This window comes from Allobosea sp. Root670 (assembly GCF_001429415.1).
GTDB lineage: Bacteria > Pseudomonadota > Alphaproteobacteria > Rhizobiales > Beijerinckiaceae > Allobosea > Allobosea robiniae.
This window is the reverse complement of sequence record NZ_LMJU01000016.1, coordinates 113,248-126,833: the sequence shown is the minus strand read 5'-3', so window position 1 is coordinate 126,833 and position 13,586 is coordinate 113,248. Positions and strand designations below refer to the sequence as shown.

General features: G+C 68.0%; 14 protein-coding genes and 1 riboswitch. Of the genes, 6 read left to right on the top strand and 8 right to left on the bottom strand.

All coding sequences use genetic code 11. From position 1 onward, the window contains the following. Positions 1–17: 17 nt before the first annotated feature. The 6 genes from katG (at position 18) to ASE61_RS15975 (ending at position 5,784) form a co-directional block, all read left to right on the top strand. On the top strand, positions 18–2,192 hold the full coding sequence (gene katG, locus ASE61_RS16000) for a catalase/peroxidase HPI (RefSeq protein ID WP_061968532.1): 2,175 nt from the start codon (positions 18–20) through the stop codon (positions 2,190–2,192). A gap of 144 nt (positions 2,193–2,336) precedes the next feature. Then, positions 2,337–2,855: an RNA polymerase sigma factor gene (locus ASE61_RS15995; RefSeq protein WP_082617468.1), complete on the top strand. Its 519-nt coding sequence runs from the start codon at positions 2,337–2,339 to the stop codon at positions 2,853–2,855. Beyond that, the gene (locus ASE61_RS15990) at positions 2,856–3,641 is read left to right on the top strand and encodes a hypothetical protein (protein ID WP_061968531.1); all 786 of its coding nucleotides are present in this window, start codon (positions 2,856–2,858) and stop codon (positions 3,639–3,641) included. Positions 3,642–3,722: 81 nt separating this feature from the next. After that, entirely contained in the window at positions 3,723–5,033 is a 1,311-nt protein-coding gene (locus ASE61_RS15985; RefSeq protein ID WP_082617467.1) for a sulfite oxidase, read from the top strand. A gap of 26 nt (positions 5,034–5,059) precedes the next feature. Beyond that, positions 5,060–5,383, top strand: a complete 324-nt coding sequence (locus ASE61_RS15980; RefSeq protein WP_156407118.1) for a hypothetical protein — start codon at positions 5,060–5,062, stop codon at positions 5,381–5,383. Between the two features lie 11 nt (positions 5,384–5,394). After that, entirely contained in the window at positions 5,395–5,784 is a 390-nt protein-coding gene (locus tag ASE61_RS15975; RefSeq protein ID WP_061968527.1) for a c-type cytochrome, read from the top strand. Between the two features lie 46 nt (positions 5,785–5,830). On the opposite strand, the gene ASE61_RS15970 is transcribed toward ASE61_RS15975, so the two are convergent. The 8 genes from ASE61_RS15970 to rfbA form a co-directional block, all read right to left on the bottom strand. Beyond that, a complete protein-coding gene (locus ASE61_RS15970; RefSeq protein WP_061968526.1) occupies positions 5,831–6,502 on the bottom strand; it encodes a hypothetical protein in 672 nt (223 codons plus the stop codon). 76 nt (positions 6,503–6,578) lie between these two features. Further along, a complete protein-coding gene (locus tag ASE61_RS15965; protein WP_061968524.1) occupies positions 6,579–7,346 on the bottom strand; it encodes an SDR family oxidoreductase in 768 nt (255 codons plus the stop codon). Next, positions 7,343–8,335, bottom strand: a complete 993-nt coding sequence (locus tag ASE61_RS15960) for an ABC transporter substrate-binding protein (protein ID WP_061968523.1) — start codon at positions 8,333–8,335, stop codon at positions 7,343–7,345. Before ASE61_RS15960 ends, ASE61_RS15965 begins: the two co-directional genes overlap by 4 nt. A gap of 5 nt (positions 8,336–8,340) precedes the next feature. Then, the gene (locus ASE61_RS15955) at positions 8,341–9,090 is read right to left on the bottom strand and encodes an ABC transporter permease (RefSeq protein ID WP_061969121.1); all 750 of its coding nucleotides are present in this window, start codon (positions 9,088–9,090) and stop codon (positions 8,341–8,343) included. Further along, positions 9,087–9,878 (bottom strand): ABC transporter ATP-binding protein, encoded by a 792-nt coding sequence (locus ASE61_RS15950; protein ID WP_061968521.1) that lies wholly within the window; start codon positions 9,876–9,878, stop codon positions 9,087–9,089. Before ASE61_RS15950 ends, ASE61_RS15955 begins: the two co-directional genes overlap by 4 nt. Then, entirely contained in the window at positions 9,868–11,316 is a 1,449-nt protein-coding gene (locus ASE61_RS15945) for an acyl-CoA reductase (RefSeq protein ID WP_082617466.1), read from the bottom strand. The genes ASE61_RS15950 and ASE61_RS15945 overlap by 11 nt, the downstream gene beginning before the upstream one ends. Positions 11,317–11,321: 5 nt before the next feature. Then, positions 11,322–12,398: a long-chain fatty acid--CoA ligase gene (locus ASE61_RS15940; protein WP_061968518.1), complete on the bottom strand. Its 1,077-nt coding sequence runs from the start codon at positions 12,396–12,398 to the stop codon at positions 11,322–11,324. 86 nt (positions 12,399–12,484) lie between these two features. After that, positions 12,485–12,615: riboswitch (TPP riboswitch) on the bottom strand. A gap of 93 nt (positions 12,616–12,708) precedes the next feature. Then, positions 12,709–13,584, bottom strand: a complete 876-nt coding sequence (gene rfbA, locus ASE61_RS15935; protein WP_061968517.1) for a glucose-1-phosphate thymidylyltransferase RfbA — start codon at positions 13,582–13,584, stop codon at positions 12,709–12,711. Positions 13,585–13,586: the final 2 nt, after the last annotated feature.

Genomic DNA, 13,586 nt, shown 5'->3' with positions numbered 1-13,586 from the left:
CTCCGAAGGGGGATGTCATGGACGGTGGTGACGTGAAGACGGCCGGCAAGTGCCCGGTCATGCATGGCGGGATGACCCAGACCGGCGGCTCCGTCACCAGCTGGTGGCCGAACGCGCTGAACCTCGACATCCTCCACCAGCAGGACAGCAAGACCAACCCGCTGGGCAAGGACTTCAACTACCGCGAGGAGCTGAAGAAGCTCGACGTCGCGGCGCTGAAGAACGACCTGCGCGCGCTGATGACCGACAGCCAGGACTGGTGGCCGGCCGACTGGGGCAGCTATGTCGGCACCATGGCGCGCATGACCTGGCATGCCGCCGGCACCTATCGAATCTCCGACGGCCGCGGCGGCGCCGGCACCGGCAATCAGCGCTTCGCCCCGCTGAACTCCTGGCCGGACAACGCCAATACCGACAAGCCACGCCGCCTGCTCTGGCCGATCAAGAAGAAATACGGAAACCGCGTCAGCTGGGCCGATCTGATCGCGCTCGCCGGCACGATCGCCTATGAGGTCGCCGGCCTGAAGACCTTCGGCTTCGCCTTCGGCCGCGAGGACATCTGGCACCCCGAGAAGGACATCTACTGGGGCGAGGAGAAGGAGTGGCTGGCGCCGAGCGACAACCGCTATGGCGATCTCGCCAATGCCAAGACGCTGGCGAACCCGCTCGCCGCCGTCCAGATGGGCCTGATCTACGTCAATCCGGAAGGCGTGAACGGCAAGCCCGACCCGCTCAAGACCGCCGCGATGATGCGCGAGACCTTCGCGCGCATGGCAATGAACGACGAGGAGACGGTAGCGCTGACCGCCGGCGGCCACACCATCGGCAAGAGCCATGGCAATGGCGATGCGGCCAATCTCAGCCCGGCGCCGGAAAGCGGCTCGCTCGAGGACCAGGGCCTCGGCTGGATGAACCGCAAGGGGCGCGGCATCGGTCGCGACCAGGTCGTCAGCGGCATCGAGGGCGCCTGGACCACCCATCCGACGCGCTGGGACAACGGCTTCTTCGAGATGCTGCTCGGCCATGACTGGGAGCTGCGCAAGTCGCCGGCCGGCGCCTGGCAGTACGAGCCGGTCTCGATCGCCGATGCGGACAAGCCGGTCGACGTCGAGGACGCCGCGATCCGCCACAACCCGATGATGACCGATGCCGACATGGCCCTGAAGGTCGACCCGGCCTACCGGGCGATCTCGGAGCGCTTCCTCAACGATTTCGAGGCGTTCTCGGATGCCTTCGCCCGCGCCTGGTTCAAGCTGACCCATCGCGATCTCGGCCCGGCCTCGCGTTATTTCGGCCCGGACGTGCCAGCCGAGGAACTGATCTGGCAGGACCCGGTCCCGGCCGGCCGCGTCGGCTACGACGTTGCTGCCGTCAAGGCGAAGATCGCCGAGAGCGGCCTCTCGGTGGCCGATCTGGTCTCGACCGCCTGGGACAGCGCCCGCACCTTCCGCGGCTCGGACAAGCGCGGCGGCAGCAATGGCGCCCGCATCCGTCTCGCCCCGCAGAAGGACTGGGCCGGCAATGAGCCGGCGCGCCTGGCGAAGGTTCTCGCTGTGCTGGAGCCGATCGCGGCTGCGACCGGCGCGAGCGTTGCCGACGTCATCGTGCTCGCCGGCAATGTCGGGGTCGAGAAGGCGGCGAAGGCCGCCGGCTTCGACGTGACCGTGCCCTTCGCGCCCGGCCGTGGCGATGCCAGCGACGCGCAGACCGATGTGGCTTCCTTCGCGGTGCTGGAGCCGCTCGCCGACGGCTTCCGCAACTGGCAGAAGGAAGCCTATGTCGTCACCGGCGAGGAGATGCTGCTCGACCGGGCCCAGCTGCTGGGCCTGACGGCGGCGGAGATGACGGTGCTGCTCGGCGGCATGCGCGTGCTCGGCACCAACCATGGCGGCACGAAGCACGGCGTGTTCACCGACCGGGTCGGCGCGCTGACCAGCGACTTCTTCGTCAACCTGACCGACATGGCCTACGCCTGGGTGCCGACGGCGAACGGGCTCTACGAGATCCGCGACCGCAAGACCGGCGCGGTGAAGTGGACCGCCAGCCGCGTCGATCTGGTCTTCGGCTCGAACTCGGTGCTGCGCGCCTATGCCGAGGTCTATGCCCAGGACGACAATGCCCGGAAATTCGTCGACGACTTCGTCGCGGCCTGGGCCAACGTGATGAACGCCGACCGCGCCGATCTGGCCTGAGACGATCGAGCGAGCATTGCTCTGCCATCAGCCCCGCCGGCCCAGCCGGCGGGGCTTTCTGTTGGGACGGCTCTCCATGGCGAGGCTTGGAGCTGTCTTGCAGCTGGGCTAGACAGGCGACAGCCGCTGCGGAGGGCTTCGTCCTTGCGTATCATCATCGAGCGTGCGCTGCGCCAGAACTGGGAGCGCCTGTTCTCCTATGCGTTGCGCCTGAGCGGCAACCGCGACGGCGCGGCCGATCTCCTGCAATCCTGCGCGACGAAGGCGCTTGCCGCCTCGCCGCCGGAGGAGGGCGACCGCGTCCGGGCGTGGCTCTTCGCGATCCTGCGCAATATCTGGATCGACGAGCATCGCCGCAGCGCGGTCAATGCCGCGGCAGCCGAGGAGGCGCTGGAAGACGAGCAATGGCGCCGCGACGACCGGATGATCGCGGTCATCACCGTCCGGCAGGCGCTGGAGCGTCTCGACCAGCCTCATCGCGAAGTGATCGAACTGGTCGATCTCGCCGGCTTCCGCTATGGCGAGGCGGCGGATATCCTGGGCGTGCCCGTGGGAACCGTGATGAGCCGCCTCAGCCGGGCGCGGCTTTTGCTTTTGAATGCGATCGAGGGCGGGACCGTCCGCCCCTTTGCCGCGCGACAGCGCAAACGATCTGGCGATTAAGTGACCGACCGCGACATTCTCTCCTGGACCATGCTCAACGCCTATGTCGACGGCGAGCTGGAGCCCGATCAAGCCGCCAAGGTCGCGGCGGCACTCGCCGATGATCGCGCGGCTGCCGCTCAGGTCGCGACGCTGACGCGGCTGCGGGCAGCGGTGAAAGCCGCATCGCCGATGCCCGCGCCACCGCCCTTCGCGCTGCCGCGAGCCCGTTCGCGGGCGATGCGCTGGGCGCCTTGGGCTGCCGCGGCCTGCCTTGCTCTGTTCATCGGTGCAGCTTCGCTCGGCATCGGCCAGCGGCAGTCGGGCGCCTCGTCCCTCTCCGCCGCGATCGCCGCCCATCAGCTCTGGCTGGCGCAGTCTCCGGCGGGCACGGCGCCGCGTCTCGGCGTCGAACTCGCTGGTGTCGAAGCCGGGGCTCTGCCGGACCTGTCGCTCGCCTCGCTGCGTCTCGTGCATCTCTCGCTCGACCCTGCCGGGCGTGGCGGCGGCGGCATGCTCGCCGGCTATGTCGGTCCGAATGGCTGCCGCGTCGGTCTCTGGATCGCGCCGGTCGAGGCGGCGCTGCCACAGCAGCCGGCCGTGCAGGATCGCGATGGCCTCTTGGTTCGTGCATGGCGGGGGGAGCGCGCGAGCTATGCCCTGCTCGGGCGCGGCATCGACCCCGCCCGCCTCGACGGCATCGCCGCGCTGGTCGCAAGGATCACGCGCGACGAGCCCGGCGTCCCGCGCGAGCAGGTCGCGGCGCTGACTGAGGCCCGCAGTGTGGGGCCGGCCTGCCTCGGCTGAAAAAAGATTCTCTCAGCTTGGAATAAATCGAAGAGCTGATGCGTCGTCTCCAGTGAGGAATATGTCCTCGGGAGAAACGCCATGCTCAACGAAGTAGACCTGCGCGATGGCGCAGCCGCTACCGATGCCGTGCCTGCTGCCGGCGCCCTTGATACCCCCCGTACATCGCGACGTCTTCTGCTCGGCGGCAGCCTCGCCGCGCTCGGCCTCGCTGCCGGCGGTCTCGTCCGCCCGTCGCCTGCTGCCGCGCAGGGCGCTGCCCCCGCCGCCGCGCCGCCCAAGGGGCCGCAGCCCTTCGACTATCCCGGCAAGGACAAGGGCCTGACCCTGCTCGGCGACCGCCCGCTCGTCGCCGAGACGCCCGCGAACCTGCTCGACGACGACACCACGCCGATCGCCAAATTCTTCGTCCGCAACAACGGCCAGATTCCGGAGCCGATCAAGGATGTCGATGGCTGGCAGCTCAAGATCGAGGGCGAGGTCGACAAGCCGTTGACGCTGACGGTCAAGGAGCTGAAATCCCGCTTCAAGGCGCAGACCTTCCGCATGGTGCTGGAATGCGGTGGCAACGGCCGCTCCTTCTACACGCCGGCGGCGCGCGGCAACCAGTGGACGAATGGCGGCGCGGGCTGCGCCGAATGGACCGGCGTGCGCCTCGCCGACGTGCTGAAGGCGGCCGGCCTCAAGGCCTCCGCCAAGTTCACCGGCCATTACGGCGCCGATCCGCATCTCTCCGGCGACACCACCAAGGACGCGGTCTCGCGCGGCATGCCGATCGAGAAGGCGCTGGAGCCGCATTCCCTGATCGTCTGGGCGATGAATGGCGAGCCGCTGCCGCATATCCATGGCGGCCCGCTGCGCCTCGTGGTGCCCGGCTGGCCGGCCTCGCTCTCGTCGAAATGGCTCAACCGCATCCTGGTGCGGGCGACGCCGCATGACGGGCAGGGCATGGGCGGCACCTCCTATCGCGTGCCCACCGTTCCGATCGTTCCCGGCTCGAATGCGGACGGCAAGACCAATTTCGCCGACCTGACCTCGATGCCGGTGCGCTCGATCATCAGCGCGCCCGCCAACGGCGCTCGCCTGCCGGCGGCAACGCGCGAAGTCGCCTTGCGCGGCGCGGCCTGGGCCGGCGACCACAATGTTGCGAAGGTCGAGGTCTCCTTCGATGCCGGCCAGCGCTGGCACGCCATGACCCTCGCCAAGCCGAAGAACCGCTATGACTGGGTGCGCTGGACCGGAAAGGTCAAGCTGCCGAGCGACGGCTATTTCGAGCTCTGGGCCCGCGCGACCGATTCCCGTGGCGTCGCCCAGCCGCATGTCGCGACGAACTGGAACCCGCAGGGCTACGGCTCCAACCCGCTCCACCGCATCGCGGTTCTGGTTGGCTGACGATGGTGCTCGCGCAATCGCTTCGGATGGCCGCTCTCGCGGCCATCCTCCTCGCCCCCTCCGGCAGCTTCGCGCAGGAGGAGACCGCCGAGACGCTGCCCGATTTCCCCGGCCGCGAAGAGACCTTCGGCTACTGCATCGCCTGCCATTCGATGACGGTCGTCGGCCGGCAGGGCATGGATCGCGCCCGCTGGGACGAGACGCTCCACTGGATGGCGGAAAAGCACGGCATGCCGGAACCCGATCCGGAGATGCGCAAGACCCTGCTCGATTATCTCGCCCAGGCCTTCCCGCCGAAGGCGCCGGCCCAGAACGGTGGCTGGGTCAATCCCTTCGCTCCGAAGCCATAGGATATCTCGTGATGAAATTCGCAGTCCTCGCCGGCGCCGCCTTGCTGGCGGCCGCCGTCCAGCCCGCCCGCGCCCAGGACGCCGCTGCCGGCGAGAAGGTCTTTGCCCAGTGCCGCGCTTGCCATCAGGTCGGCGAAACCGCCAAGAACCTGGTCGGCCCCGCGCTCAACGGCGTCATCGGCCAGAAGGCCGGCGCGCATGAAGGCTACAGCTACAGCGCGGCGATGAAGGCCTCGGGCCTGGTCTGGGACGAGGCGACCTTCGCCGAATACATCCAGAACCCGCGCGCCAAGGTCGCTGGCACGAAGATGATCTATGCCGGTCTCAAGGACGAGAAGCGCGTCGCCGACCTGCTGGCCTATCTCAAGCAGTTCGACGCCGCCGGCAAGAAGGCTGAGTGACGACGTTCCGGTGCCGGACCTCGTGAAATGGTCCGGCTGCTCTTGCTCAGAGACAGTCGGCAATGGCGTCGAGCTGTGCCCGCAAAGCCCGGCCGGAGGCAGGAAAACGGCCTTCCAGCGCGGCCGTGCCGATGGTGAAGCCGGCGGCTCGGCAGCGATGGATCGCTGCGATCTGCTCGGGACGCTCGATCGAGCCGGCGACGAGGACGGGCTTGTCCGTCGCAGCGCAGACCGCCGCGATCAGCGCTTCCGCATCCGTATTCGAGCGGTAGGCCAGCAGATCGAGCCCATCGACGCCGTCCCGGTTGGCGATGGCTCGGGCGCTGCCGGCGATCTCGGCGACGGAACCTTCCAGAATGCTCGGATGGCCGGAGATGCGTCCGGCAAAGGGGTAGTAGCGGATGCCGGTGCCGCGCAGCAGCGGCAGCACGTCCTCGGCATGGGTCCCACCGAGCAGGTTGTCGACACCGAGATCGATGGCCGCTCTCACCGAGGCGATCTCGCTGGAGCGATCGAGCGAGACGACTTCGAGATAGCTCGTTGCGCCGCCGGCCTTGATCAGGCGGTGGACGGTCCGGAGTTCGGCGAACGGCAGGCCGATATCCTTGAAGCCGATATGGCGGATGCCGGCCGCCAGTGCGGTCGCGACATGGTCGATGGCGTCCGGCACCGTCCGGTCATGGCGCGTGAGCATGAAGATGAAATCGAGCCGGGCCATGGCTTCCTCACGGAGCTGAGCCTTCAGGCATGCCACAGGTTTCGAGCGGAGAGGAGGCCTGCTCCTCGCCCTCTGCTCAGGCCATCACCAGCCCGCCATCGACATGGAGCACTTGGCCCGTGACGAAGCGGCCCCAGTCGCTGGCGAGGAAGAGCACCGGGCCAGCGACATCCTCCGGCGTCGCGATGCGGCGCAAGGGCGTCTGCGTGATCAGCATCTCCCGCACCTCTTCCGGCGTCGTCGCGCTCGCCTGCGTCGGATAGACCAGCCCCGGCGCGACGCAGTTGACACGGATACCGAGCGGGCCGAGCTCGGCCGCGAGATTGCGGCTGAAGCCGACCAGTGCCGCCTTGGCGGTGGTGTAGTCGTGATAGGGAATGCTCGGCCGCGTCACCAGATCGCTGGCGAGATTGACGATGGCCCCTCCGCTGCGGCGCTGGAGTAGCGGCAGCATCGCGCGGCTGACCGTGTAGGCGGCCTTCACCGCCCCTTCGAACTGCTGCTCATAGGCTTCCCACGGCGTCTCCCAGAAGCGGGCGCGGTTATCCGGGTCGAAGCGATAGGGCGCGAAGGCGTTGTTGACGACGACATCGAGCCGGCCGACCTCCTCCGCGATGCGCGTCGCCATGGCCGCGACCGCGTCGGAGGACGTGACATCGGCGGCGATGGCCAATGCTTCGCCGCCGAGCGCGCGGCATTCCGCGACGACGGCCTCGGCAGCCGCCTCGTCCGTCCGGTAATTGACGATGACGATACCGCCCTCAGCGGCGAAGGCTTTCGCGATCGCAGCCCCGATGCCGCGGCTCCCGCCGGTGACGAGGATGGCCCGGTCTCGGAACTTCATGGCGCGCCATCCTTCGGCGGGATCAGGTCGCTCTTCACGACGGCCTTCATGTCGATCTGACGGGCGATCAGGCCAAGGCTGCGGAAGGTGTCGGCGCCCTTTTGCAGGGCCTCGAGATCGAAGCGGCCGAGCCCCTCGCGCTCGGTGGTCGGCGAGCCGCTCGACGCATTGCGCAGCTTGATGATCTCGAGGTTCATGGCCTCGTCGCGGCCGTTGATGGCACGGGTGACGGCGATGCGCGCGGCCTCTTCGGGCTTGGCGATCATCCAGGCGGCGGAATCGCGATAGGCGGCGAGGAAGCGCTTCAGCAGCGGCTTGTTCTGCTCGTAATAGCTTTCTTTCACGACGAAGATGTCGCTCGGCAGGTTGAGCTGGTCGCGGACTTCGATGACGTTGGCTTCGCCCAAGCCCTTGGCGCGGGCGACGAGCAGTCCGGTATCGGTCGCGGCGGTGGCATCGACCTGCCCCTGCATCAGCGGCGCGAAATTGAGCAGGCCGGTTGGCTGGATGGTGACGTCCTTCTCGCCGAGTCCGACCTGATGCAGCAGTACGAGCAGGTTCTGATAGGTGCCGCTGGCGAGGCTGTAGACGCCGATGCGCTTGCCCTTGAGATCGGCGGCGGAGCGGATGCCGCTGCTCTTCAGCGCGACGACGTTGAAGACGTTCTGCGGATAGATGTTGTAGATCGCGACGAGCTTCTCGCCCTTGTCGAGCGCGAGATAGAGCGCGGCCGGATCGGTGAAGGCGATGTCGGCCTGGCCCGCGAGCATGTTCTGCAAGGCCGCGCCGCCGCCGGTGCCGGGCACATAGTCGAGCGCGATGCCCTTGGCCTTGAAGAAGCCCTTATCCGGCTCGGCCAGGAGATTGGTGATCTCGCTGATCGGCTGGCTCCAGCCGGCGACGGTGACCTTGTCGAGCGATTGAGCCGTCGCGGGCGCCGCGACGAGGCAGGAGAGGGCAAGCATGAGGAAGGCGCGCAGCGCGGACATGGGGATCAGCCTTTCGAGAAGCGATGCAGGACGCGGCGCTCGATCAGGCGCACGGCCTCGTAGAGCAGCATTCCAAGGGCGGTGATGACGATGAAGAGCGCGAAGATCAGGCTCGAATCCATCACGCTCTGCGCGGCGATGATCGAGGCGCCGAGCCCGATGCGCCCGCCGATGAACTCGCCGACGACCGCGCCGACCAAGGCCAGCACGACCGCGACGCGCAGGCCCGCCATGATGATGGGCAGCGCCGCCGGCAGCTTGAGCCGCAGCAGGGTCTGGAGGCGCCCGGCACCGAGCATGCGGAAGAGTTCGCGCCTGGAAGCATCGACCTCGCTGATGCCGGTCAGCGTGTTCTCCATCAGCGGGAAGAAGCAGATCAGCGCGGTGATGACGACGGTCGGCGTCATGCCGAAACCGAACCAGATGATGAAGAGCGGCCCGAGCGCGAGTTTTGGCACGAGCTGACTCGCCAGCACATAGGGCCGCAGCAGGCGGCTGAGCGCCGGGAATTCCGCCAGCAGGATGCCGACACCAAGTCCGACAACGGCGCCGATGCCGAGACCGAGCGCCATTTCCGTGGCCGTCATCGCCAGATGCGGCCAGAGCCGGCCGGTCGCGATCTCGCTCCACAGCGTTGCGAGCACGCTGGAAGGCGTCGGCAGCACGAGCGGCGAGAGCCCGCCGAGCCGGCACCAGGCTTCCCAGCCGGCGAGCAGGGCGACGAGCAGCAGCAGAGAGGGCAGGCGGGCGATCATGCCGCCGGCCTCCGGCTGGCCGTGGTTGCGCCGTCCATCGCATCGCGCAAGGCGCGGCATGCCGCGATGAAAGATGGCGCATAGCGCATGTCGCGATGACGCGGGCGGACGAGCTCGATCCGGCGCACATGCGTCAACCGGCCGGCCGCCATCACCGCGACTTTGTCGGCGAGATAGACGGCCTCGCCGATATCATGCGTGACGAAGAGCGCGGTCGTGCCGTTGAGCGCGCAGAGGCGCAGCAGATCGTCCTGCAATTCCTCGCGCGTCAGGGCATCGAGCGCAGCGAAGGGCTCGTCGAGCAGCAGGAGATCGGGATTGCCGACCAGAGCGCGGGCGACCGCGACGCGGCTCTGCTGGCCGCCGGAAAGCTCGGCCGGGCGGCGCATCGCGAAATCCGCGAGGCCGACACGCTCAAGCAGGTCGAGCGCGGCATCCTTGTCGGCGATGGTCGGGCGGCGCTTCAGCGAGACCGGCAGCAGGACGTTGTCGAGCGCGCTCAGCCAGTCGAGCAGCGTCGGCGCCTGGAAGACGAAGCCGGCGTGTGGGCTCGGCCCGGCCAGTGCCTCGCCGCCGATGCGGATCGTGCCTTCGCTCGGCAGCAGCAGGCCGGCAGCGAGCTTGAGCAAGGTGGTCTTGCCGCAGCCGCTGCGGCCGAGCAGGCAATGGATCTCCCCGCGCGGGATCGTCCAGTCGATCGCATCGACAACGGCCGGGCCGGTCGCGTCATAGCGATAGCTGGTACGTTCGATCGTGACGAAATCGGTTTTGGTGGGGTCAGTCGACATAGGGCGCAAACCCTTCTGACGCGGCTTCGGCTGATTGTTCGATCTCGGTAAAGGTGACGAGGTCGAGCAGGCTGAAGCGCCCGTCATGGTGCCAGCCGGCCTCCGGCGCGGTCATGCGGCCGAGCGGGGCGATGCGGCTGACGCCGACTGCTGCGAGCTGCTCCGAAAGCCGGAACAGCCGCTCGGGCGCAGCAGCGACACCCGCCGTCTGCAGGAAGCTGCGATAGGGCGCGACGAGAGCAGGGACCTCGTCGAGGCTGTCGATCGCGACCAGCTTGAGCGTGCGGTTCAGGCCGGTCGGGCTCAGGGCTTCCGGCGTCTCGACATGGGCGACGCTCCAGGGATCGGACAGCTCGCCGAGAAGTTCGGCGGTGCCATCCATCGCGCGCGCCTCTTGCGCGCCGCGCCATGCCGCGATCGACGCCGCTTCGCCCTGCGACAAGGCACGGCGCGGATGGCGGGAGGAGAGGGTCGCCAGTTCCTGCGCGACATGGCGCGCGAACTCGGCCGGGCTGACCCGCCCGCCTTGCTCGACGAAGAGCATCTGCGGCGAGTAGCAGCCCTGCTGTTCGTAGCGGGTGACGTCATGCGCCGCGAGCCGCGCCAAGGCAGGAGTCTTGCGGCTGTCGAGCGCCTCTCGCGCGATCACGCCGAAGCCGATCTTGTGGCCATGCGGCAGGAAGCGGGTGGTGATCGGCAGCTTGGCGCGCAGCGCCGTCAGCGTCTCGTTGCCGCCATAGGCCATGACGGTATCGGCCGCGCGCAGGAAGGTGGGCTCGGCAGCCGCTTCGCCGCCTTTCCACCAGGTGATGGCGAGGCATTCACCGATCTCGGGATCGATCTCGGCGAGGAGGTTGGCGAACCAGCCGGCCGTCAGTGGTTCGGCCGAGGCGAGCTTGCCGATGTTGCCGGCCTTGACCAGCAAGCCGCAGATCAGGCTCCAGAGCGAGAGCGCGGGGACATTGCCGGCCCATACATGCAGCAGCAGGTCCGGGCCGTGGGCGCGCAGGTAGCCGCCCTTGGGCGTCGGCTGGAAACCGTCGAGCAGGCCGGGATTGGCGAAATCCTCGGCCAGGAAGCACAGGAGCTGCGGCTTGCGGAAGGTCTTGAGATAGCCGGTCAGGCCTAGCCGCACCGTCTCGCGGTCGTAGCCGGTGACGATCGGCAGAAGGTGCTCGGCCTTAAGCCGCAGTGGGTGTGAGCGGTCGAGCAGGCGCGCGATGGCGGCATCGATCGCCGTGACGATGCGGGCTGTCTCCATCCGCTTCAGCCGGGCGCGCGCGTTGTCGCGCACGTGAGCACAGAGCGCCGCGGCCTGCACTTCGTCGAGCTCCGGCAGCGCGATGGCGACGCTCTCGCCCCAGGCGCTATGGCTAACTTCGCGCCAACGCAGCGCCTCGCGGTTCAGGCTCGGCAGATGGCCCGCATGCTCGATCACCGTCGTCAGCCTCGTGCCGCTGCGAGGAATTCGGCGGCGGCGACCGAGCAGCCCTTCGAGGCCTCGCCATCGACGCGGCCGAGCAGCTTGAATCCACCCGGCACGATCTCGCCGGCATCCTCGGTCAGGATCGCCGCGACGCAGTTGAAATGGGCGAGGTCGTGATGGACGATCACGCCGCGTTGGCCCTCCGGCAGGTCGATGCCGGTGAGGGGATCGACGACGCGGCTGCGGATCCAGTGCGGGCCGGATTTGACCGACGGGCAGACGGCATTGCCGTCGTCATAGAGCTGTGAGCTCAGCTCGGTCATCCCGTACATGTTGATGCAGGACGCGCGCGGCACGCCGAAGGCAGCGCTGAGACCGTCATAGAATTCGTCGGGCCCAAGTTCGCGCGATTGGCCCTTGAAGCCGCCGGTATCGAGGATGCGGCTGCCCTCCGGCAGGGCGAAGCGCCGACCGCTCGCCGCGAGCGCGTCCAGCACGGGCACCAAGGAATAGCTCGCGCCCAGCAGGGCATAGGGCTCGCCGCTTGTCTCAGCCTGCTCCAGTGCCGACAGAAGACCGTCGAGATCGAGCCCGGCGGCGTTGATGAAAGTCTCGGAATCAGCCGTGCCGCATTCGCGCTTGGCGAGCGAGAGATAGGTGGCGAGCGAGGAATTCGGCAGCTCCGTCTCGTCGGGAAAGAGGATGCCCATGCGGATGTGCTCGCGGCCCTGCATGAAGTGCGCGCGGAAATTGACCAGCATCGAGCGCTTCCAGACGTCGAGCGTCGGATGGTAGCTGCGCCCACGAATGCCTTGCGTTGTACCGCTGGTCATGAAGACGCGTTCGGCGGCTTCCGGCAGGCTGCAGCTCAGCGTCAGGTCCTTGAAGGCGGTGATCGGTACGGCCGGGATGTCGCGCCAGCGCTTCACCGAGAGCGGCGTGCGGCCGCGCTGCAGGCAGAAGCGCTTATAGGGCTCGTTGTTGCGGAACTGATAGGCGAAGACCTTGAGCGCCATCGCCTCGAACTCGGCTTCCGACGCGTCGGGAAGCGCGATGAATGCCGATAGCGCCGCGATGATCTCGGCTTGCGTCACTTGAAGCCACTCCGTTCGGACGCAGACGGGCAAGCCGGAGCGTCGATCGCTGGAGGATCACGAGCGCAAGCTGGAATCAGGGCCTCAAGGCCGCATGTCCCGCATCCCTACGCCGGTATGATCCGGATCAGGTTCGGAGGGTCACCGCGTTGCCTAAGGCTCGAAAGCCCAGCCGGCGGAATCTCAGCCTCCTAGCGAGGCCCCCCTGGGAACGGGAGCAGATGACGAGCGGCGGGCCTTGCTGTCAAGCGATAACGGAGCGGGGCGGGTATCCGTAAGGGGCTTGCCGAGAGAGCCCGGCATCTCCCGCTCAGCCGGCGATATCCCGGGCCATCCGCATGAGGTACTGGCCGTAATCGCCCTTGGCGAGCTTCTCGCCGAGCCGTGTCAGCTGCGCCGTCGAGATCCAGCCCTGTCGTGCCGCGATCTCTTCGGGGCAGGCGATGCGCAGGCCCTGGCGGCTTTCGAGGGTCCGGACGAACTCGCCGGCTTCCAGCAGGCTGTCGGGCGTGCCGGTATCGAGCCAGGCGAAGCCGCGGCCCATCGATTCCACCGAGAGCTGGCCGCGCTCCAGATAGATCCGGTTGACGTCGGTGATTTCGAGCTCGCCGCGCGCCGAGGGCTCCAGCGACCGGGCGATCTCGACCACCTCGGCATCGTAGAAGTAAAGGCCGGTGACGGCCCAGCTCGACTTGGGAACCTCGGGCTTTTCCTCGATCGAAACCGCCTTGCCGGTCTGGTCGAAGGCGACGACGCCGTACCGCTCGGGATCGCTGACATGGTAGGCGAAGACAGTGGCGCCCTGCTCGCGCGCCTTGGCTCGCGCCATCATCGCGGGCAGGGAATGGCCATAGAACAGGTTGTCGCCGAGAACGAGAGCGGAGGGCTCGCCGGCGACGAAATCGGCGCCGATCAGGTAGGCCTGCGCCAGCCCGCCGGGATGCGGCTGCTCGGCATAGGTGAGGCTCATGCCCCAGTCGGAGCCGTCGCCGAGCAGGCGCTTGAAATGCGGCAGATCGTGCGGCGTCGAGATGATCAGGACGTCGCGGATGCCGGCGAGCATCAGCGTCGAGAGCGGATAGTAGATCATCGGCTTGTCGTAGACGGGCAGGAGCTGCTTCGACATCGCCAGCGTCATCGGGTGCAGCCGGGTGCCGGAACCGCCGGCCAGGATGATGCCCTTCATCG

Coding starts and splice junctions, on each gene's coding strand:
- katG (WP_061968532.1), top strand. CDS start 18: ATGGACGGTGGTGACGTGAAGACGGCCGGCAAGTGCCCGGTCATGCAT.
- ASE61_RS15985 (WP_082617467.1), top strand. CDS start 3,723: ATGCTCAACGAAGTAGACCTGCGCGATGGCGCAGCCGCTACCGATGCC.
- ASE61_RS15980 (WP_156407118.1), top strand. CDS start 5,060: ATGGCCGCTCTCGCGGCCATCCTCCTCGCCCCCTCCGGCAGCTTCGCG.
- ASE61_RS15975 (WP_061968527.1), top strand. CDS start 5,395: ATGAAATTCGCAGTCCTCGCCGGCGCCGCCTTGCTGGCGGCCGCCGTC.
- ASE61_RS15970 (WP_061968526.1), bottom strand. CDS start 6,502: ATGGCCCGGCTCGATTTCATCTTCATGCTCACGCGCCATGACCGGACG.
- ASE61_RS15965 (WP_061968524.1), bottom strand. CDS start 7,346: ATGAAGTTCCGAGACCGGGCCATCCTCGTCACCGGCGGGAGCCGCGGC.
- ASE61_RS15960 (WP_061968523.1), bottom strand. CDS start 8,335: ATGTCCGCGCTGCGCGCCTTCCTCATGCTTGCCCTCTCCTGCCTCGTC.
- ASE61_RS15955 (WP_061969121.1), bottom strand. CDS start 9,090: ATGATCGCCCGCCTGCCCTCTCTGCTGCTGCTCGTCGCCCTGCTCGCC.
- ASE61_RS15950 (WP_061968521.1), bottom strand. CDS start 9,878: ATGTCGACTGACCCCACCAAAACCGATTTCGTCACGATCGAACGTACC.
- rfbA (WP_061968517.1), bottom strand. CDS start 13,584: ATGAAGGGCATCATCCTGGCCGGCGGTTCCGGCACCCGGCTGCACCCG.